The sequence below is a fragment of the Flavobacterium sp. Arc2 genome (assembly GCF_041431385.1).
Taxonomy (GTDB): Bacteria; Bacteroidota; Bacteroidia; order Flavobacteriales; family Flavobacteriaceae; genus Flavobacterium.
The window spans coordinates 104,108-126,693 of sequence record NZ_JASMRH010000007.1; the positions used below are offsets into that span (position 1 = coordinate 104,108).

Sequence of the window (22,586 nt, forward strand, 5' to 3'; positions counted from 1 at the left end):
ATTCTTTTTTTGTCCAACTTTCAGTACAATTTTACCAGTATGTTTTCTCTAAAAAAACTTACTATGCAGCAACAGTATCTTATAACGGATAGGTAGCTGCAACCAATGGAGAAATGCCTCCACTCTCAATGCGTTTTACTAGATTTGAGAAAACACCTTCATCAAGAACCGTACATACAAAAAGTCGTAAATCTTTTAAGTAAAGTGTTCTTATATCCAATTCAACATGTGCGTCTCCAATTGCACCTGCACCTGCATATCGCCCAAAAGGTTTTAGTACATTCAATAGATCCGGCCATTGCTTACCTCCAACCAAATCAATTACTACATCAATACTATTTTCTCCTAATTTCTCTACCAAATTATCGTTTCTCATTACTACACTATCGGCACCAATGCTTAGCACGCTATCCGATTTTAGTGGACTCGTAAAACCAATAACTTTTGCTGGCAGTCGCGAACGTTGAAACCATCGTGGTCAATTGTAATCAAAGTCTTGCAGTACGAGAAAAAAAATAGAGTAACGAGTAAAGAAACTTAGATGTAGTTTGATTTAGTAATTGGCATATGGTGACGGTTTTTGACTATTTATATTTGAAAACAGTAGTGTTTGTAAGGCTTTTGCGTAATAACAGTCAATATGTGATATTTTTATTTTTTTAAATAAAAATGTAGTTACATTAAGGTTTCTTTAACAAAAAATGATAGATTTGTTCTCTAGATTACAAAAAAAAACAAAAAAAACCATTTATGAAATTTAACCAATTTTTTTTAGTCGTATTATTTATGATAATAGGACCCACAGTTATGAATGCCCAAACAATCAAAGGGGTTGTTATGGATGAGAATGGACAAGCCTTACCTTATGCTAATGTTGTAGATAAAGTAACTTCTTCTGGAGTCACTACAGATGGGAACGGTAATTTTGAAATTAAGGTAAAAGGATTTCCTGTTACATTAATAGCGAAATATGTGGGATTTCAAAATAAAAGCATAGAGGTGACTAATGCAGCTGCTGCTATCGTTTTTAAATTAAATCCTAATAACAGTTTAGATGAGGTTGTTGTTACAGGAAACAGATCAAAAGTGAGAAGTGTATTAAACTCTGCTGTACCTATTGATAAGTTGTACGCTGAAGATCTTAAATCAAGTGGGCAGGTTACTTTTGATAAAATGTTAGCCTATAAAATCCCTTCATTTAATTCAAGTACTCAAGCTATATCTGATGCAACGGCTCATTTTGACCCAGCAGATTTACGTGGATTAGGACCAAGCCGTACCTTGGTTTTGGTAAACGGAAAAAGAAAAAATCAAAGTGCATTAGTGTATATTAATGATACTCCGGGTAAAGGAGAGGTAGGAACAGATATGAAAAGTATTCCGTTTTCAGCTATCGAGAGAGTAGAAGTACTACGTGACGGAGCTTCATCTCAATACGGTTCAGACGCTATTGCCGGAGTAGTGAATATTATCCTTAAAAAACAAACTAACTTTACTGAAGTAAATGTTACATCTGGAGTGACTTCACAAGGAGATGGTTTCAATTTTGGAGCTGATTTAAATTCAGGATTTAAAATTGCTGACAAAGGTTTTGTAAATTTCAATCTTTCTTATTTAGATCAAAAGAAAACAAACAGAGCGGCAAAACCGGGTAAAGACGATTTGTTTGGAGTAGCTGCAGACGATGCGACATGGGGAGATTGGTTAAGTAAAAATCCTGATTTAGGGATGACTATCGGGCAACCAGATTCTAAAATGGGTGCTTTAGTTGTGAATGCTGAATATCCTCTTTCTGATAAAACTACGCTTTATGCTTTTGGAGATGTTAATATTAGAAAAGGAACGAGTTTTGCTTTGTACAGAGCGCCTTACTGGGTTTCAGACGATAACAATTTATTACACGATGCCGGAACAACCTATAATGGATTCCAACCTACCTTTAAAACAGATATTTTTGATAACCTGGGATCTATTGGGATAAAAACTACTTTGTTTGGTTTTAATTCAGATTTCAGTTTAACAGCTGGTTCTAATAAAGTAGATTATACTGTTGACAATACATTAAATCCTTCTTTGGGTGCTAGTAGTCCAACCTCATTTAATGTTGGTGGGTATTCTTTTAGTCAGTTGGTAGGTAATGCTGATTTTAGCAGAACTTTTGATAAAGTAACTTTTGGTTTTGGTACAGAATTAAGAAAAGAGCAATTTGAAGCTAGAGCTGGTCAGGTAGAGTCTTATGTAGACGGTGGCGCGCAGTCGTTCCCTGGGTTACAACCTGCCAATGCATTAAAAAAAGATCGTAACAATTTTGGTGTTTACACTACTTTAGATTACGATATGACAGAAGCTTTTTTAATAGGAGGATCTATTAGATATGAGAACTATTCAGATTTTGGAGATAATGTCTCTTGGAAAGTAAACTCTCGTTACAAACTTAATGATGATATTGCTATACGTGCCTCTTACAGTACAGGATTTAGAGCTCCAGCATTACACCAGATTTACTTGAGTAATATTCAAACGCTTGTTTCTGGAGGTACAATTTCTAATCAAGGAACTTTTAATAATGTAGATCCAGCGGTTATTGGACTTGGAGTGCCTCAATTACATGCTGAGAAATCGCAAAATATTTCAACAGGAGTTACTTTTAGATCAGGGCCTAATTTTTCTGCTTCGCTTGATTTCTATCATATCAAGGTTAAAGATCGCGTATTGTTTTCAGGAGAGGTTGGTTTTGACGGAGATGATACGACTATAAACCCGGTTGAACAGGTTTTATTAGCTAACGATATTACAAGTATGAAGTTTTTTATCAATGCTGTTAATACAATAACTAAAGGAGTTGATGTTGTTTTGAATTATAAAAACCTAGAAATAGGAACTGGTAAATTAGGACTTAGTTTAGCATCTAATATCGCTAAGACTAAAATTGACGGACAAATTGCTACACCAGCTATTTTGAAAGCTAACGGATATGATATTTTTAACCGTAAAGAGCAAGGTAGAATTCTAAGCGCAAGACCTAATACAAAAGTATTATTAGGAGCGAACTACGATTTGAAAAAAACAACTTTTATATTTAACAATACTTATTTTGGTGAGGTTACTTGGCAACATGCTACTGATGTTTCCAAAGATCAAACTTTTGCAGGAAAGGTAATTACAGACTTAGGTGTTGCTTATAAATTTACAAGTACTATATCTGCTAATGTAATGGTAAACAATCTATTTAATGTGTATCCAGACAAATTGGATCCAAAAGGAGATGTTGTTACTGATTTAGGAGGTCGTTTCAAATATGCTTGGGAAGTAAACCAATTTGGTTTTAGTGGAACAACTTTTTCCGCAGGACTTAACTTTAAGTTCTAAATTTAACTAAAATACAATTATAAAAAAAAAACGGGATTTATTCCCGTTTTTTTTATGTCTATATTTTTTCGTCTATTTAAGTATAATAAAATGATGAAGAACCAAAGGCTAGTTGTTTGATAATTCAGTTTTTAAAGCGCTGAAAATTAACTCGGAATTTTTTCAATGATAATGGCAGCACCAGCTGTGTCAAAATAAGTGCAGGTCATCTCGATAATGTCTACACGCCATTTAGCAATTCCAGATTGAGCTGCCTGCTGGCAAAAAGTAAAATAATCGGTTTGTCCGTCTTGATGCATTACAAGAAATTCGATAAAGCGTTCTTTATTTGCCATTGGAGCGATCTTAATTTCGTCGTATTTTTTATCAGTACTTACTGCATAGTCGTTTTCACCATAATAAGCTACACGTCCATCATTCACATGAGTATCGTATCCTTTTACACCTAGATTGATTAATTCTTGAATGTAATTTGTAAAATCATCAGCTGTTTGCACTTTATCATGTGCTTGTTTAATTTGTTCTAGGGTAAACATAACTTTTTGTTTTTGAAAGGTCAAATATAGTTAAAATACTGTAATTGAGAATTTGTTGGAGATCGCTGTATTGTAAGATGTTTTTAAAAAGTGCGATTTACTATATGTATCTGTTTGTTTTACTTTTATTGGAATGCTAAGGTATTTGAATAGCGCGCATTGTGCTAAACTTTAATTTCTCCATTTAAATCAGTGGTAAGAACAGTGCTCATATAGTCAAAAAAGGTTCTCACTGATTTAAATATTTCGTTTACTTTGTAAACAAATTGTGGGTCAATTACTTCTTTATCTGTAAAATTATGCCTCAAGACAAATTGTTTATGCCGAATTAAATCGATGGCTTCATGGTCTTTAGAAAATCCTCTTGGGTACGTTGGGACTTTATTTCCTGCTAATTCCACAAAATTATCCTTTATTGATTTTGAATTTAAAATTTTGCGCCATGCTGCAGGATTTAGTTCGATGTCTTTTCTTATTCTTTTCAGGTCATCTGGATTAGGGGAGAAAAAACCAGCTGCTAGAAAATTATTACTAGGTTGTAAATTCAAATAATAGCCACCTCTTTTTAACTTAGTAGCTCTTTGTAAACCTAATGCAAATCGTGGCTTGTAAGGTGATTTGTCTTTACTGAATCGGACATCGTTATAAATCCGGTACAGACTTTTCTTTCCTGACACATTTTCTATAGCATCATGAGCATTCATTAGTGCAATGAGATGGTCAGCAAAGGCAATAATATTGCTTTGTGCTTTTGTATATTGTGTTTTATGTTCTGCAAACCAATCTCTATTATTATTCTTTTCTAGATTTTTTAAAAAAGTAATGCTACTTGATGCTATAAATGAATCTTCCATTTTTAATTTATTGGGGTTTTGTAGTTTGCTTAAACTTGAATGGGTAAGCTCCAAATTTAGGTAACTTTTTTATGTAGTAGAAATGAAAGAGGTTAAAGTTTTCTTGTAGTTTTTGGAATGAATGGTTTAGTTCTTATTTTTTTATAAGTGTTTGAGCGTTAAATTAAAAACTATGTAAACAATTTTGTTTACATTTGCAATATGAAAATGATTGACATTATAAAAGGAATTCATCCTGGTAAAATGGTTGAGCGGGAGTTGAAGAGAAGGAACATCAATAAAAGACAGTTTGCGCTTTCTATTGATGAACATCCTCAAACTCTTGGTGCGATTATAAAAGGCAGTAGGAGGATGAATGTTGATTTGTCGCTTAAAATAGAGGAGATGCTAGAATTTGAAGAAGGTTTCTTAATGACACTTCAAGTTTTTTACGACATAAAGGAAGCCAAGAAGGACAGTAGTTATAAACCGAATCTATTTAAATTAAGAAAAGGAGTATTTTGGGATACTACTTTTGATAGAATCGATTGGAAATTGATGAAGGTTTCGATTGTGAAACGTGTTTTTGCTTATGGCAATAAAATAGAACAAGAAGAAATTATACGTTTTTACGGGAAAGAGGAAGTTTCTAAAATTAATTTACTAAATCCTGAACGACTAACAAGATAGCTTATGTATTGGAACACAGTTTCACCATTGCTTAAACAAATTTTAATTGATTTAATGGAAGAAGATTTATTTGCTTCTTTTAGATTAGTTGGAGGAACTTCTTTGAGTTTACAAATCGGTCACAGAATGTCGGTTGATATTGATTTGTTTACTGCTGCAGACTATGGTTCAATTGATTTTAAAGAAATTAGGAGTTTTCTTGAGAATAAATATCCGTATTGCAGCTCTAGGAATCTTGATGATGTTGGATTTGGAACTTTTTTTGAGGTAGGGAATTCGAAGGAAGATTTTGTAAAAATAGATTTTTATTATACAGGTGAATTTATTTTTGAGAGCGTTGATAAAGAGGGTATTCGAATGGCTGCTGAAAATGAAATTATAGCTATGAAACTAGATGTTGTTTTGAGAGGAGGAAGAAAAAAAGATTTTTGGGATTTACATTACTACCTTGATAAAGTATCTATTGATGAAATGATTTTGTTTTATGGACAACGCTATCCTTATAATGATGGATCTACTATTAAATCTCAGTTTGTAAATTTTGAATCGGCAGATGCTGATTTTGATCCAATATGTTTATTAGATAAATCTTGGGAACTTATCAAATTGGATTTTTTTGAAAGAGCTAATGAAGATTCCTAACTCTGTTAAAGTAAATTGAATACACAAATGCCCTAGCCCTGATAGCAGCGGCATCTCCCGACTTAGAAAAACAAGGCTTTTTTTTAGCCGTAGTTTTTGTTTATCGGGAATACAGCGGAGAGCAGGAATAGCTTCTGAATAGTAATATAGAAACTGCCAACTGCATTTTGTGACTTTATCAATGACAGTCAGCCTAAAATGTCATCTTGGCAGAGTATTTTCCGCCATTTTAACAAAAACTGACAATTGATTAGAGGGTTTTGTGTTGGCACAAAGATTGCTTTACAGTCTTCAAGTAATAAAAACGAGTATACATTATAATTAAATATAAATAAAAATGGGTAAAATAATCGGAATTGATTTAGGTACGACAAACTCTTGTGTCTCTGTAATGGAAGGTAACGAAGCAGTTGTTATCCCTAATGCAGAAGGAAAAAGAACAACACCATCTATCATCGCTTTTGTTGAAGGTGGAGAGATTAAAGTGGGAGATCCTGCAAAAAGACAAGCGGTAACAAATCCTACCAAAACAATTGCTTCTATTAAACGTTTTATGGGACATTCTTTTAGCGAAGTTTCGGCTGAGATAAAAAGAGTTTCTTACAAAGTAGTAAAAGGAGACAACAATACACCACGTGTGGATATTGATGGTCGCTTATATACTGCACAAGAATTGTCAGCAATGACTCTTCAAAAAATGAAAAAAACTGCTGAAGACTATTTAGGTCAAACAGTTACTGAAGCAGTTATTACTGTTCCTGCTTACTTTAATGATGCACAACGTCAAGCTACAAAAGAAGCTGGTGAAATTGCAGGTCTTAAAGTAATGCGTATTATCAACGAACCTACAGCTGCAGCTTTAGCTTACGGTCTTGATAAAAAAGGAACTGATCAAAAAATTGCTGTTTACGATTTAGGTGGAGGTACATTTGATATTTCTGTTCTTGAATTAGGAGACGGAGTTTTTGAAGTATTGTCTACAAATGGTGATACTCACCTTGGTGGAGATGACTTTGACCACGAAATTATTGACTGGTTAGCTGACGAATTTAAAACTGCAGAAGATATTGATTTACGTTTAGATCCAATGTCTTTACAACGTTTGAAAGAAGCTGCTGAAAAAGCAAAAATCGAATTGTCTTCTTCTACTGAAACTGAAATCAACTTACCTTACGTAACTGCTACAGCTTCAGGACCAAAACACTTAGTAAAAAAATTATCTAGAGCTAAATTTGAGCAATTAACTGATTCATTAGTAAAACGTTCTATGGCACCAGTTGCTAAAGCGTTGAAAGATGCAGGTTTATCTGTTTCTGATATTGACGAAGTTATCTTAGTAGGTGGATCTACTCGTATGCCAAAAATTCAAGAAGAAGTTGAAAAATTCTTTGGTAAAAAAGCATCTAAAGGAGTTAATCCTGATGAAGTTGTTGCAATTGGAGCAGCTATTCAAGGTGGAGTTCTTTCTGGAGATGTAAAAGATGTATTGTTACTTGACGTTACACCTTTATCTTTAGGTATTGAAACTATGGGTGGTGTTATGACAACTCTTATTGAGTCTAATACTACTATTCCAACTAAAAAATCACAAGTATTCTCTACTGCTGCAGATTCTCAACCAACAGTTGAAATTCACGTATTGCAAGGAGCTAGAGCAATGGCTGCTGATAATAAAACAATTGGTCGTTTCCATTTAGATGGTTTACCACCAGCTCCAAGAGGAGTTCCACAAATTGAAGTAACTTTTGATATTGATGCTAATGGTATCATCAAAGTTTCTGCAACTGATAAAGGAACTGGAAAATCTCACGATATTCGTATCGAAGCTTCTTCTGGATTAACATCTGAAGAAATCGAAAAAATGAAACAAGATGCTGAAGCTAACGCTGAGTCTGACAAAATCGCAAGAGAAAGAGCTGAAAAATTGAACGAAGCAGATGGAATGATCTTCCAAACTGAAACTCAATTGAAAGAACTTGGAACTAAGTTATCTGACGAAAACAAAGTAGCTGTAGAATATGCATTAACTGAATTGAGAATGGCTCACCAATCTCAAGACATTCCTGCAATTCAAACTGCATTAGATAATATCAATGCTGCTTGGAAAACTGCTACTGAAGCAATGTACGCTCAAGGAGAACAAGGTCAAGGTGAAGCTAAACCAGAAGGTGAAGCTCAAGGAGATGATGTTCAAGATGTAGATTACGAAGAAGTAAAATAATTATTTCCTGTAGAGATACACTGCGGTGTATCTCTACTATATAATAAAAAAAACCGAGCTAGAAATAGCTCGGTTTTTTTATGCGCTTTTTGTATTTTTTTTATGCATCATTTTCAGAATTACTAATACATGTGGAAATGTGATAGCTGCAAGAAAAGAGAAAAAAAGAGCATTAAATATTTCCTTATCTCTAAATAGGAAATAGAGAAGTCCTATTCCTAATAATGAAGCCAGCCAATACGCAAAAGCGTTCCTACAATAGGCTATAAAGTTGCTAAAAGTAAATGAACCATAAATAAATTTTATTTGATCTAAAATAGAAGGAATACTATGCCAAATAATAAAGTAGATTGCAAACCCCCATATTAAACTCGAAGTTTTAAATAAGATGGCAAAAACCACAAGCAAAAATAATTCTATTTGTAATTTTTTTCGAAAGGATTCAAATTTCCAATAAAAATAAGCACTTATACTTAGAAAGATCAATCCGCTAGTCATGAGGATTTCATTTATATATAACGTAGGGACTTTAAATCGTATAATCTCAGTTACGATGACTTTGACTTCATTGGAATGAAAGAAAAACAATAAAAATAATATAACGATTCCGTAAATGAAAGGGTAAAAGATCAGGATGTATTTTGATACTTTAAAATCTAAATAGAACCCTTGCTGATCGCCAAAGTGAAAGGCACTAACTAAAATAAACAGAAGCAAGGCTACTATCGGTATCAAATAGAATAATAATAATCCAAATAGGACTGCAATAACATAATATAGTACTATTTTTTTAGATGTAATTTTATTTTTTGAATCGTTTGTATTCTTAATTAAAAGCAAGTCATTAGCGCCATGTAGAATTCCGAATGTAAAAATGAGTGAAAAACCAATGAATATTTGTATTTCTTTAGGGAAAAAGGAGTTGAGCCATAGGCAAAAAAAGCTTGCTACGATTGCAATATTTGTATATCTAAGCATGGTTAAGTTAATTTTGTTTAAAATTAAGAAAAAATAGTTGAACAAAAAATATTTTGTTTATCTAACTATTCTTATATTTACATGAACAAAAAAAAATTTAACCTTAAATTTTAACTATGACAAATTTTATGTTTATTTCAGGAATGGTTTCAAAATTATCTCCTACGGACTATGTAGGGTTTACTTTTTTCGTAGGGTGCATGGCAATGATGGCTGCGTCTGCATTTTTCTTTTTATCACTGAGCCAATTTGACAAAAAGTGGCGTACTTCAGTGTTGGTTTCGGGTTTAATTACTTTTATTGCAGCTGTTCATTATTTCTACATGAGAGATTATTGGGCTGCATTTGGTGAATCACCTACTTTTTTCCGTTATGTCGACTGGGTATTGACGGTGCCATTAATGTGTGTTGAGTTTTATTTAATACTGAAAATAGCAGGAGCTAAGCAATCCTTGTTATGGAAAATGATTATCTATTCTTTAATAATGTTAGTTACAGGTTACTTTGGAGAAGTTGTAGATACAGCGAATGCTTCAATGTGGGGAGCAGTTTCAGGATTAGCTTATTTCGCAATTGTCTACGAAATATGGTTAGGAGAAGCTTCAAAACTAGCGAAAGCTGCAGGGGGAAATGTACTTGCTGCACACAAAATATTATGTTGGTTTGTACTTGTAGGTTGGTCAATCTATCCATTAGGGTATATGATGGGAACAACTGGATGGTACAACGGAATAATTCCTGCTGGTAATATTGATGTTGTCTACAATATCGCAGATGCAATCAATAAAATTGGTTTTGGATTAGTAATTTATACATTAGCTGTGAAATCACAAACGAACTAAAAAAAATAATTTTTTTGTTTATTAAAGCCGAGCTAGAAATAGCTCGGCTTTTTGTTTTACTCTAAAACATGATTTATCTCATAAAACAAAAGTAGTAGTGTTAATACCTTTGTTTATTACCATTATGAAGTATTAGTAATTTTCGTTAGTACTTTTTTCAAAAACGTTAAGGTAGTATTGATTGAAAAAAGTTTTTTGTAATATTACCGTATATATTATTTGTATGAGGAAGATTAAATTTAAGAAAGGCCGCAAAGCACAGCCGAATCAGCTTGAATACACCGGAAGGCATAAGATGATGGAATCGGAGATGCAATTGTTTGTGTATGATACTGTGGATTTTGTTGAGTATGAAGATGTTGACATTATCGACTTAAAGAGTTGTATTATTGATCAAAAAACAAATTGGCTGAATCTCCATGGTTTAAATGAAATTGAAATCATTGAAGCGATAGGTGCTTTTTTTAAAATTGATAATTTTCTACTTTCTGATATTTTAAATACTACGAGGCGAACAAAACTCGAAGAATCTCCGGATACTTTGTTTTTTAATATAAAGTCGATGTTGCCTACTGAGAATTCTGATAACATCAATGTGGAGCAGATTAGTTTTTTGATAAAAAACAATGTTCTAATTTCTTTTCAAGAAAAGCGAAGTGATTTTTTTTCACATATAAGGGAACGAATTAGAAATCAATCTGGAAGTGTTCGCAATAAAAAGGCAGATTTTTTACTCTATTTGTTGTTAGATGCTGTTATGGAGAATTTCTATGTCACTATCGAAAATGAAGAAGATAAAGTGGAAGAATTAATAAACCTTTCCAAGAATAGTGCGGATCCTGAGATTCTGATACGAATTGAAAAACACCGTGATAATTTCAATTTTTTGAAACGGGCGATAATTCCGCTTCGAGACTCTTTGTATGCGATTAAAAGTTTAAAGGAAGATGAAGATTTCAGTGTTATAGAATCAGAAACTTTTGGTTATTTCTCTCGATTACATCAAAAGAGTTTAGAGCTTTTGGAACAGATTGACTCTGATATGGGGATGTTAGAAAGTGCTTCTAATTTCTTTTTTTCTTCGCAGTCTCATAAGATGAATGAGATCATGAAAACCTTGACGATTGTTTCGGCCATATTCATCCCTCTTACATTTATTGCAGGTGTTTACGGAATGAATTTTCAGCATATGCCGGAACTTCAGTATAAAAATGGCTATTATACTGTGATAGGTGTTATGTTTGTAATAGGAATCATTATGGTGTTTTATTTTAGAAAGAGAAAGTGGTTTTAGGAGGGATAATTAAGTTTCAGGGCATAGTATTCAGTAAAATGAGGATGTTTATCAAAGCTAAATGCCTTTAAAAGAATATAAAATCTATGAATTTATATGTTTTAAAAAAAATCATAAAGGATATTAGATTTAAGCAATTAAAAAATTAACAAAATGAACAAAGCCATATATATCGCAACATCTGAGAGTAATAGCGGGAAATCGATTATTACTTTAGGTTTAATGAGTATGCTCATTGGTAAGACAGCCAAAGTGGGCTACTTTCGTCCAATAATTGAGGATTTTGAAGATGGTAAATTAGATAATCATATTGAAACCGTAATCTCTCATTTTGGTTTGGATATCGCATTTGAAGATGCGTTTGCTATTACAAAAAGCAAGCTGATCAAAAAGAAAAACAAAGGTAAAATAGGAGAAGTCCTGGATTTAATCATTGATAAATACAAGCGACTAGAAGAGCAATTTGATTTTGTTTTGGTCGAGGGAACCAGCTTTAGTGGTGAAGGGACGGTTATCGAGTTTGATATGAATGTCCTTATCGCTAAAAACCTTGGGATTCCAACAATAATTGTGGGTTCAGGTGTAGGCAAGACATTAGAGGAGTTAGTGGACAGTTTGTATCTGGCATACGATTCCTATAAAATAAAGGATGTTGAAGTGCTGGCAATTATCGCTAATAAAGTGCAGCCTGAAAATATCAAAGTAGTTGCAGACGGTTTGAAAGCTAGCTTACCAAAAGAAATTTTGGTAAATGCTATTCCGCTAATTTCTAGTTTAAATAATCCAACAATTAAAGAAATTGTAGATGAACTCGATGCTAAAATACTGTTTGGTGGCGAATTCTTAAATAATGAAATCGGGAATTTTAGCGTTGGAGCCATGCAGTTGCGCAACTACCTGTTGCATCTTAAAGATAAGGCGCTTGTTATAACGCCTGGTGATAGAGCAGATATTATACTGGGTGCATTACAAGCCAATGAATCTGCAAATTACCCTTCGATTTCAGGGATCATTTTGACAGGTAATATAGTTCCTGATGAAAGCATTCTAAAATTAATTGAAGGATTGACTAGTATTGTTCCTATTATTTCCGTTGAAGGCGGTACGTATAGTATCACCAATAAAATAGGAGATATAAAGGCTGAAATTTATGCTGATAACAAACAGAAAATAGAGACCTCTATAAATACTTTTGAGAAATATGTCGACATGGATAGCCTTGGTGAAAAGTTAAGTTCTTTTGAAGCGGAAGGGATGACTCCCAAAATGTTTCAATACAACTTGGTCAAAAGGGCTAAAAAACACAGAAAGCATATCGTTTTGCCGGAAGGGAATGATGACAGAATTATTATTGCAGCCTCACGCTTGTTAGCAATGGATGTCGTTGATGTTTCTATTCTTGGAACTAAAAAACAAATAGAAAACAAGGTTGCAGAATTAGGTATTGCTTTTGACTTTTCGAAAGTAAAAATCATCAATCCGATTGAATCTCCAAATTTTAAAGATTATGTAAACACCTATTATGAGCTTCGCAAGAATAAAAATGTGACAATGGGGATGGCCAAAGATTTAATGGAAGACGGTTCTTATTTTGGAACTATGATGGTATATAAAGGGGACGCGGACGGAATGGTTTCTGGAGCAGCTCACACAACGCAACATACTATTTTGCCAGCATTACAATTCATAAAAACCAAACCAAATTCCTGTATCGTTTCTTCCATATTTTTTATGTGTTTGGAAGATCGAGTTTCTGTTTTTGGGGATTGTGCAATAAATCCAAACCCTACTGCAGAACAATTGGCAGAAATAGCTATTTCCTCAGCTGATTCCAGTTTGGCTTTCGGCATAGAGCCAAAAGTAGCGATGTTGTCTTATTCTTCTGGAGCATCAGGAAAAGGGGATGAAGTGGAGAAAGTAAGAAAAGCAACTGAAATAGTTCGATTAAAGCGCCCTGATCTAAAAATTGAAGGGCCAATACAATATGATGCAGCTGTAGATATGGAAATTGGTCAAAGTAAAATGCCAAATTCAGTAGTGGCTGGACAAGCAAGTGTGCTTATTTTTCCTGATTTAAACACGGGAAATAACACCTATAAAGCAGTTCAAAGAGAAACAGGAGCGTTAGCCATCGGCCCTATGTTGCAAGGCTTAAATAAACCCGTAAATGATTTAAGCCGCGGTTGCACGGTCGACGATATTATTAATACGGTGGTCATTACTGCAATTCAAGCACAAGGGTTGTAGTTAAAAGTTTCAAGTTTAAAAAAAACAATAATAAAGACAAAATAATTCCATCCAGTCACCCTCTCCTGTGGAGAGGGCTGGGGAGAGGAAAAATAAACACAAAGTAAATCCATCCAGTCACTCTCTCCTTTGGATAGGGCCGGGGAGAGGAAAATATAAAAGTTAAATGAAAATACTCATAATAAATTCTGGAAGTTCGTCTATAAAGTATCAAGTAGTTGAGATGCCAAACCAGCTCGTGATTTGTAGTGGTATGATTGATCGAATAGGCTTAGAAACATCAAATCTTACCTACGTTACAAATACCACAAAATTAGAAGAGACCTTACCAATATTAAATCATAAAATAGGCTTAATAAAGATTGCCGAATTATTGATGAATGAAAATATTGGTGTTATTAAAAGTGCTAAAGAAATTGATGCTGTAGGGCATCGGGTGGTTCACGGAGGGACTTATTTTTCAGATACAACTATAATCAATCAGGAGGTTAAAGATAAAATTGAAGAGCTTTTTACCTTGGTTCCATTGCACAACCCAGCCAATTTATTAGGAATAAATGTTGTCGAAGAAATTTTTGCAACAGCAAAACAAGTAGCCGTATTTGATACTGCTTTTCATCAAACTATTCCTGTAGTAGCTTATAAATATGCGATTCCAAATAAATTTTTATCTGAAAATAAAATTAGGGTATACGGTTTTCATGGAATTAGTCATAAATACGTTTCAGAAAAAGCAATTGAGTATTTAAATAAAAGTTCCAAAATTATAAGTATTCACTTAGGGAATGGGTGTAGTATGACTGCAATTAAAGATGGTAAAAGTATCGATCATTCGATGGGTTTTTCTCCGTCAAATGGATTAATAATGGGAACAAGGAGTGGTGATATTGATCACGCTCTTATATTTTATTTGATAGATACATTAGGATATAGCGCAAATGAAGTGAATGATATTTTACTTAAAAAAAGTGGTATGCTTGGGCTTACTGGTTATAGTGATTTGAGAGAAATAGAATTGCAAGCAGAACAAGGTAATAAAGAGTGTCAATTAGCATTAGCAATGAATGCCTATCGAATTAAAAAATTCATTGGTACTTATACTGCAGTTATGAACGGAGTAGATGCTATTATTTTTACAGCTGGTATTGGGGAGAATTCTAGTTATATTAGAGAATTGGTGTGTACTGATATGGAGTATTTCGGACTAGAATTAGACTTTGCCAAAAACGCAATTAGATCAAAAGAAATTCGGGAAATAAACACGCCCAATTCTAGAACTAAAATTATGGTGATTCCTACCAATGAAGAAATTGAGATTGCAAATCAAGTTTATGATCTTCTTTCAGATTAATAAAATACTTATACTTTAAAAGGCTTCTCTGTTGAGAAGCCTTTTTTATGTCCTATATCGAATAATGTGATTATATTTGGAATTTAAACCTTCTCGATTTGAAAGCTAACACTTTAAAAATATTTTTTTTCTTCCTATTATGTACCCAATTGTATGGACAGCAGCTGCTGCCGTTTGTGGAAAATTACAACAAAGCAAATTATCAGGGTGACAATCAAACATGGAATGTGGCGCAAGGGAGCGATAACGCAATGTATTTTGCTAACAATCATTACTTACTGCGTTATGATGGTGTAAAGTGGGAAAAAAACATGCTACCTAATAAAACTATTATTCGTTCGATCTATGTAGTTGGGGATAAGATTTATTCCGGTTCTTATAAAGAATTTGGATACTGGGTTCGCAAAAATGGCAAGATGAGTTATGTGTCAATCTCTAAAGGAAAATCTGTTTTTGACGATATTGAAAATGAAGAAATCTGGAAAATTTTTAAATTTAATGATGCGATTTATTTTCAGTCCTTCAATGCGATTTACAAATACGATGGACAAAATGTCAAAAAAATAAAATTATCATTTCTTATTTCCTATTGTTATGTGATAGACAATCAAATTCTAATTGCTTCCGTCAGTAGTGGTATTTATAAGTTGGTCAATTCTCAAGTGGTAAAAGTGAAAGGATGGGATGTTTTAGAAAACAACGTTATTCACGATATTGAAAAGTTCCAAAACAAAACCTATTTTTTTACGAAGAAAAATGGCGTTTATGTGGAGGAAAATGGTGTTTTAGCTCCTTGGAAAAACCCATTAAATGAAACTTTAAAAACGGCTAATATCAATGTAGCTCACTTCTTGAAAAACAACAAGCTAGCTATCGGAACAAGTAGTAGAGGAGTGTATGTTTTTGATCTTAATAAGAATACCTATATTAATATTGACCGTAATAATGTGTTGATGAATAACTCTATTTTAAGTATAGGATTAGATAAAGAAAATGATTTATGGTTAGGTCTAGATAATGGAATCGCTCATATAGAGATTAATTCGCCTACTGCTATTTTTTACGACAATAGTGGTGCTTTAGGTTCGGTTTACTCCGTTGTTAAAACGGACAAAGGTTTTTTGATGGCGTCAAATCATGGCGTTTTTAAGTATGAAGGTACTACTTTCTCACTAATCCCAAATTCAGAAGGGCAAGCGTGGAATATTAGTAAAATAGGTAAGAAGTATATCATCGGCCATAATGAAGGAACTTATATTTATGAAGATGCTATTTTTTCAAAATTGAATAATATTAATGGAGGTTGGAATTTAGTAAAGAGTAATAGTAACGATTCCTATCTGCAGACCAATTACAGTGGTATTTTGATCTATAAAAATGTAAAGGATCTTTCTCAAACAATTGCCGTCAAAGGGATTTTGAAACCAATAAAATATGTTGCACAAAATAAAAAGAATGAAATATGGGCTGCTGATAATTACAGAGGTTTATATAGAATAAGATATAATGATGCTTTTGAAACCACTAGTGTGGAGAATATTACACAGAAAAGTAAAAAAAACACAAATGATTTTGGAGTAAAAATATTTGAGTTTAGAAATGAAATTCTTTTTTTGATTCACAAAAGTTGGTATACCTATAATTCAATTTCCAACCAATTAATTAAAAATGAATTGTTTAATTCGAAATTTGAAAATACATCTGATATTGTTAAAATTGACGAAGACCATTTTATAGTGCTGCAAGAGGGCTTGCTTTATCAAGTTGATGTCAAAGGAAATGATTTTGTTCGAAATCTGATCCAGGAGAAATATTATAAGGGTAAAATTATCAATGATAATTTAAATATTTTTAAAAATGGAGATACCTATTTGCTGAATCTAGATGACGGGTTCATATCGCTTCAATTGAAGAATAGGAAGGTAGTCAACCCAAAAATAAAGATTGAAGCTTTTAATGAAAATAGATTAGTCGTTAATCATTCTACAATTAATTATAATTCAGAATTAAAAGTAGATGTATTATCAGGAATATATGGATCACACAAACCAAGTCTGTTTTATAAGATAAATGGCGCAGAAAAATATTCCCCAGTAAATGAAGGATTGATTATTCTGAATAATTTAGATAGTGGTAGTCATACATTAACGATTTACAATCATGATGGTGTCGATTTTAATGAAGTTTCAAGTTTTGACTTTTATGTTGCACAGCCTTGGTATTTTTCTTTTTGGATGATAATGTTGTATTTGGTATTAATTGCTAGCGTGCTATTTGTGTATTACAGATGGAATAAAATGCGTTACATTCAAAAACTTGAACTACGCGAAGAAGAATTGAAACATCAGAAGAAAATTTTGGAAATTGAATTAAAAGCAGACAATGAATTAAACAGTCAAGAATACGAAAAACATATCTTAGAACTGGAGCTGCAGTCTAAATCATCGGAGGTGACTGGGAAATCACTATCAATTGCTAAACAAAGTGAAATGATAGAAAGTATCCAGGGGATTTTGGATTCAGAAACGGATCTAAACAAACTTAAGAGTGAAATTAGTAAGACCATAAAAATCAATGCTATTAATAAGCATGAGTGGGAGACTTTTGAAACCAATTTAAATCAAATCCATAACGAATTTATCATTAAACTTTCTAAGAACTATCCTAATCTTACTCCTAAGGATATTAAGTTGTGCATCTATTTAAAAATGAATCTTTCTTCCAAAGAAATTGCGCCAATGATGAATATTTCTTTCCGCGGAGTTGAATTACATCGTTACAGATTAAGAAAGAAATTACAACTTGTACAGGATGATAACCTTTCAAAGTTTTTATTATCAATATAAAAACTAGTTAATTTTTACATATAATATATTTTTGAGGGTAATTTTTAACAGAATTACAATACATCATTACTACATCATACTGATGTAATACAGATTCTATTATTTAACGTTAGCCATTGTTAATCAAAGGTATATTGTTGATATATAGTATTGTGATGTATTTATGTAGTATTCCTCTTTTGACTACTACAACGTTGTAATTGCTTAATTTGGCACCACTAACTTTAACAAATTATTAATACATGAGAAATTTTATATTTGGCTTTTTAGCACTCATTCTACTTCCTGCATATATGTCAGCGCAAGTAATAAAAGGAAAAGTATTGGATAAAGAGGGTTTGGGAATTCCGGGAGCAATAATTATCGCTCTTGATTCAAATACCAATACTGATACTGATTTTGACGGGAATTTTAGTATCAACGCTAAAAGCGGTGAGTTACTAAAAATTTCAATGATTGGTTTTGAAACTTTAACTGTAGGGGCTAAAACTACGCCTATGGTACTAACGATGCAAGTTTCAAAGAGTATGCAATTAGATGAAATTGTAGTTATCGGTTATGGTAGCGCAAAAAAGAGAGATTTAACGGGCTCTATTGTAAAAATTGAAGGTAAAACAGTAGCTGATAAACCTAATGCTAATCCAGTTGCCTCCTTACAAGGTAAGGTTGCAGGATTATCAGTGGTTAACTCTGGTAGACCGGGACAAGAACCAGACATTCGTATACGTGGTACCGTAAGTCGTAATCAGACAAAACCTTTGTATGTTGTTGATGGAATTTTTAGTACTGATATTAGCTATATCAATTCTAATGACATCGAGTCGATTGAAATTCTAAAAGACCCTTCCTCTTTAGCTATTTTTGGAGTAAGAGGTGCTAATGGTGTTATTCTTGTTTCAACAAAGCAAGGTAAAGCGGGAAAAATGAGCATCAACTTTAACACTTCTACAGGAGTTAAAAGTATTGTAGGTAAACCAAAAGTTGCTAATGCAGCACTATTTAGAGAATTGTATGATGAACAAAGAGTAAACGATGGTGCTGCTCCTTATGCATATTATAATTTATTTAATGGTGATACAGATTGGATTAACCAAATAGAGAATAAAGGAGCTATTGTACAAAATTCTAATCTAAGTATTCAAAGCGCTACTGACAATAATAAGTTAAGTTTAGGCTTTGGGTTTTTAAAAGAAGAAGGTGTTATTCGCAATGAAAATTTGCAAAAAATCACCTTTAATGTAAATGACGAGATTAAGGTTTCTGATAAATTAAAATTTGGAATAGGATTAAATGGAATAAAATCAAAACTACCTGTTGGTAATAGTTTTGGTTCGGCATTGAATGCAACTCCTATTGTTAGTCCTTACAACGCAGATGGTGTTTATAATCAATTGCCAGTTCAAATTGGAGGGGCACAAATTGGAAATCCTTTGATTCCAGTTAATGAAGAGTCTGATACAAAGATTAATAATCAATATAGATTTGTAGGTAATGTATATGGAGAATTAAAATTATTAAAAGACTTTACTTTTAGAATTGGATATTCAGGGGATATGGATATTAGAAAGGGAAGAAGTTATGTGCCATTAATTGATGTATTTGCTGCTGAAAGTAATCAAGTTACACCTTATTCTGGTAGAACTTTGACTAGCGTGTCACAATACAATACAACTGTCCAAAATTTCCAACAAGATTATTTATTAACGTATAATAAAAAATTTGGAGATCATAGTTTAACATTTTTAGCGGGTTACAATTCTTTTCAAGAATATTTAGAAAGTATCAGTGGTTCTGTAAATCAAAAAATAGGTGGAGAGCCGATACCAAATGATTCTAGATGGTGGTATTTAAATGTATTTCCTTACGGAGATCAAGCTACAAGGGTTTCAAATTCTGAGCAATGGGAAAGAGCAACTACTTCTACTTTATTTCGTGCCTTATATAATTACAAAGGAAAATATATCGTAAATGGATCTTTTAGAAGAGATTCTTCTTCTGAATTGCCTAAAGATACTAGAGATCAAAACTTCTGGTCTATAGGTGCAGCATGGGAATTAGGAAAAGAAAAATTCATGGAAGACAGCGGTATTAATTCTTTGAAAATTAAAGGTTCTTATGGAGAACTAGGAAATCAATATAACGCGGTTCATTATCCTTATTTGCCTAATTATACTACCGGTGCATCAGCAGTATTTGGTTCTACTTTGGTACCTGCTTTTGTCTTGGCTTATAGAAATACTGACAATTTAAAATGGGAAACAGTAACGTCTTATGAAGGAGGTTTTGAATTAACTACTTTTAAAGATCGTTTAAGGTTTGATGCTACTTATTACAATAAAACTACCAAAGATTTATTAGTTTTTGTTACGCAAGGAAACGAAAATTTCTATACAAATGCTGGTGAAATTGAAAATAAAGGTTTTGAATTTTCTACATCTTGGGATGAAAAAATTTCAGATAAATTCTCTTATTCTATTAGCGGAAATTTAACTACGCTTAACAACAGAGTTAATTCAGTTTTTGAACCTGGATATGAAATCTTTTCAGGTCCAACTCGTACAAGTGCAGGTAATCCTATAGGTTCATTCTACGGATATGAAGTGGAGGGAATATACCAATCTTATGCTGATGTTTTATCTTCACCTGTTAGTACCTTAGGAAGTTATGGCCCTGGTGATTTTAAATATAAAGATGTTAACGGTGATGGAACGATTAATACTGATGATAGAAAGGTAATTGGAAATCCTACACCAGACTTTACTTATGGTTTTAGCACAAGCGTAAACTATGATAAATTTTCATTAGCTATTGATTTGCAAGGAGTTTATGGAAATGAAGTATGGAGAAACTGGGGTAACGGAAGTACTTTTGCTCAATTCAACTATAGAGAAGCGAGACAAGACAGATGGACTGGAGCTGGAACTTCAAATTGGGAGCCAAGATTATCTGAAGCTTCTGGTTATAACAAATTAAATTCTACTTATAACGTGGAAGACGGTAGTTATATCAGAATTAGAAATGTACAATTGGCCTACAACTTTAAACCGTTTAGTGCACAAAACATTACTTTTCAAAGTATGAAACTGTTCTTAAATGCTCAAAATTTACATACTTGGAAACACAATTCAGGTTTCACTCCTGAAGCAGGTGGATCTCCTATTGAGTTTAGTATTGATAACGGAGGATATCCTTTACCTGTAATAACAAGCATAGGTTTTAGTGCTACATTTTAATAAAATTAAAAATTTAAGATATGAAATATATTTCATTACGAATTAAGTATTCATTATTTGCAATACTTATTTTAACATCCTTTTCTTCATGTACGGATTTAGATACTAAGCCTTTAGGGACAGCAGTTGATGGAGATTTAAGTGCTGGAGGATTCGAAGCTCAAGCATTTGGATTATATGGACAACTTCGAACTACGGCCGTGTCTGACTGGACGAGGTATTGGTTTCAATGTATTCGTTCCGATGATGCAGCCAAAGGAAGTTCTCCTACTGATCAAGCCGAACAAGCAAACTCGTTTGACAATTTTAATTATTCAAAAACATCTTTTTTAAACGGAAATAACTGGAATGACCACTATAAAGTGATTTATGCCTGTAATGATTTGATTGATGCAATTGAAAAATCAGGTTTGACTGATAATGGTACAATGGTTAATAAAGCAGAAGCTAAAGTACTAAGAGCATTTTTGTATTTTGATTTAAGAAGAGATTATGGCGAAGTTCCTTTGATCGAAAACAAAGTTGTAGTTCCTTCTGATGGGGTTAAAGCAAAATCTACTGTTGCGCAAGTTGATGCATTCATCAAAGCGGATTTAGAGTTTGCTAGCCAAACACTACCTGCGAGCTGGTTGTCTTTTCCAGGTAGAGCGACTAAAGGTTTTGCAAATGCTATGCTTGCAAAACTGTATTTATATCAAGGGAATTATCCTGCTTCTTTGGCAAAAAGTCAAGAAATCATAACTTCAGGAGTATATAATTTAGAACCATCTTATAAGACATTATTCTCCATTGATGGTAATAATTCAAAAGAATCTGTTTTTGAAGTTCAGCAATTGGTTATCTCAACGGGACAAAGTTTTTCAAATAATTATTTTGTTTCGCAAGGAGTTAGAGGTTCAGGAGTTTGGGATTTAGGTTGGGGCTTTAATGTTCCTACTCCCGCTTTAATCAATGCTTTTGAAGTTGGCGATCCTAGAAAAGGGGAAACTATTTTGACTTCAGGTCAAGATGATGGTGGTTATGGAAGTGGTACTTTACCAGCAGCTCCACCGTTAGATCAAATGTATTGGAATAAAAAAGCATATACCGAGGCTAGTGTAAGAGCAAAGTTAGGACTAAAACAAAATACTTGGGAAAACATCAAAATAATTAGATATGCTGATGTTCTTTTAATGGCTGCTGAAGCGGCTGTTCAAACAGGAAATGCTTCGGCAACTGGATATTTGAATCAAGTGAGAGCAAGAGCAAGAGGTGGTGCAAATGTCCTTCCAAATGTGGTTGCAACTTTAGCAACTATCAAGCAAGAGAGAAGAGTGGAATTTGGGATGGAAAATGAACGCTTTTATGATTTAGTTCGTTGGGGTGATGCTCCAGCAGTATTAGGAGGTTTAGGATATCAAACTAAAAATGCTTTGTATCCAATACCACAAACTGCTATTGATCAAGCACAAGGTGTTTTACTTCAAAACCCAAACTATTAATTTCAATTATTTAAAAAATAGTA

15 protein-coding genes are annotated in these 22,586 nt (G+C 33.1%); 11 read left to right on the forward strand and 4 right to left on the reverse strand.

The genetic code is table 11. The annotated features are described in order from the left end of the window. Window positions 1-79: 79 nt before the first annotated feature. Complete coding sequence (locus QO182_RS06465; RefSeq protein ID WP_371560687.1) at window positions 80-454, reverse strand: zinc-binding dehydrogenase; 375 nt, start codon at window positions 452-454, stop codon at window positions 80-82. 296 nt (window positions 455-750) lie between these two features. Between QO182_RS06465 and QO182_RS06470 the strand changes: the two genes are divergently transcribed. Then, window positions 751-3,369, forward strand: a complete 2,619-nt coding sequence (locus QO182_RS06470) for a TonB-dependent receptor domain-containing protein (protein WP_371560591.1) — start codon at window positions 751-753, stop codon at window positions 3,367-3,369. Between the two features lie 146 nt (window positions 3,370-3,515). Here QO182_RS06470 and QO182_RS06475 read toward each other — a convergent pair whose 3' ends face one another. Together QO182_RS06475 and QO182_RS06480 are read right to left on the reverse strand one after the other, a co-directional pair. Next, the gene (locus tag QO182_RS06475; RefSeq protein WP_371560593.1) at window positions 3,516-3,905 is read right to left on the reverse strand and encodes a DUF1398 domain-containing protein; all 390 of its coding nucleotides are present in this window, start codon (window positions 3,903-3,905) and stop codon (window positions 3,516-3,518) included. A gap of 164 nt (window positions 3,906-4,069) precedes the next feature. After that, window positions 4,070-4,759 carry a DUF2461 domain-containing protein gene (locus QO182_RS06480; protein ID WP_371560595.1) on the reverse strand — a complete coding sequence of 230 codons (690 nt, stop codon included), beginning with the start codon at window positions 4,757-4,759 and terminating at the stop codon, window positions 4,070-4,072. Between the two features lie 207 nt (window positions 4,760-4,966). Between QO182_RS06480 and QO182_RS06485 the strand changes: the two genes are divergently transcribed. The 3 genes from QO182_RS06485 (at window position 4,967) to dnaK (ending at window position 8,291) form a co-directional block, all read left to right on the forward strand. Then, window positions 4,967-5,428 carry a transcriptional regulator gene (locus QO182_RS06485; RefSeq protein WP_371560597.1) on the forward strand — a complete coding sequence of 154 codons (462 nt, stop codon included), beginning with the start codon at window positions 4,967-4,969 and terminating at the stop codon, window positions 5,426-5,428. Between the two features lie 3 nt (window positions 5,429-5,431). Further along, window positions 5,432-6,070, forward strand: a complete 639-nt coding sequence (locus tag QO182_RS06490) for a nucleotidyl transferase AbiEii/AbiGii toxin family protein (RefSeq protein ID WP_371560599.1) — start codon at window positions 5,432-5,434, stop codon at window positions 6,068-6,070. A 337-nt stretch (window positions 6,071-6,407) separates the two neighbouring features. Then, on the forward strand, window positions 6,408-8,291 hold the full coding sequence (dnaK, locus tag QO182_RS06495; protein ID WP_371537112.1) for a molecular chaperone DnaK: 1,884 nt from the start codon (window positions 6,408-6,410) through the stop codon (window positions 8,289-8,291). Window positions 8,292-8,369: 78 nt separating this feature from the next. Here dnaK and QO182_RS06500 read toward each other — a convergent pair whose 3' ends face one another. Further along, the gene (locus QO182_RS06500) at window positions 8,370-9,269 is read right to left on the reverse strand and encodes a Brp/Blh family beta-carotene 15,15'-dioxygenase (RefSeq protein ID WP_371537109.1); all 900 of its coding nucleotides are present in this window, start codon (window positions 9,267-9,269) and stop codon (window positions 8,370-8,372) included. Window positions 9,270-9,385: 116 nt separating this feature from the next. Between QO182_RS06500 and QO182_RS06505 the strand changes: the two genes are divergently transcribed. The 7 genes from QO182_RS06505 to QO182_RS06535 all read left to right on the forward strand — a co-directional run bounded on the left by QO182_RS06505 (window position 9,386) and on the right by QO182_RS06535 (window position 22,563). Further along, window positions 9,386-10,111, forward strand: a complete 726-nt coding sequence (locus tag QO182_RS06505; RefSeq protein WP_371537106.1) for a bacteriorhodopsin-like — start codon at window positions 9,386-9,388, stop codon at window positions 10,109-10,111. Window positions 10,112-10,334: 223 nt separating this feature from the next. After that, entirely contained in the window at window positions 10,335-11,405 is a 1,071-nt protein-coding gene (gene corA / locus QO182_RS06510; RefSeq protein ID WP_371560601.1) for a magnesium/cobalt transporter CorA, read from the forward strand. A 153-nt stretch (window positions 11,406-11,558) separates the two neighbouring features. Next, window positions 11,559-13,652, forward strand: coding sequence for a phosphate acetyltransferase (gene pta / locus QO182_RS06515; RefSeq protein ID WP_371560603.1), 2,094 nt, complete (start codon window positions 11,559-11,561; stop codon window positions 13,650-13,652). Between the two features lie 166 nt (window positions 13,653-13,818). After that, entirely contained in the window at window positions 13,819-15,003 is a 1,185-nt protein-coding gene (locus QO182_RS06520; protein ID WP_371537098.1) for an acetate/propionate family kinase, read from the forward strand. Window positions 15,004-15,101: 98 nt separating this feature from the next. Next, window positions 15,102-17,849: a histidine kinase gene (locus QO182_RS06525; RefSeq protein WP_371560605.1), complete on the forward strand. Its 2,748-nt coding sequence runs from the start codon at window positions 15,102-15,104 to the stop codon at window positions 17,847-17,849. A gap of 242 nt (window positions 17,850-18,091) precedes the next feature. Continuing rightward, the gene (locus QO182_RS06530; RefSeq protein WP_371560607.1) at window positions 18,092-21,082 is read left to right on the forward strand and encodes a SusC/RagA family TonB-linked outer membrane protein; all 2,991 of its coding nucleotides are present in this window, start codon (window positions 18,092-18,094) and stop codon (window positions 21,080-21,082) included. 20 nt (window positions 21,083-21,102) lie between these two features. Then, complete coding sequence (locus QO182_RS06535; protein WP_371537089.1) at window positions 21,103-22,563, forward strand: RagB/SusD family nutrient uptake outer membrane protein; 1,461 nt, start codon at window positions 21,103-21,105, stop codon at window positions 22,561-22,563. The last annotated feature ends 23 nt before the right edge of the window (window positions 22,564-22,586 follow it).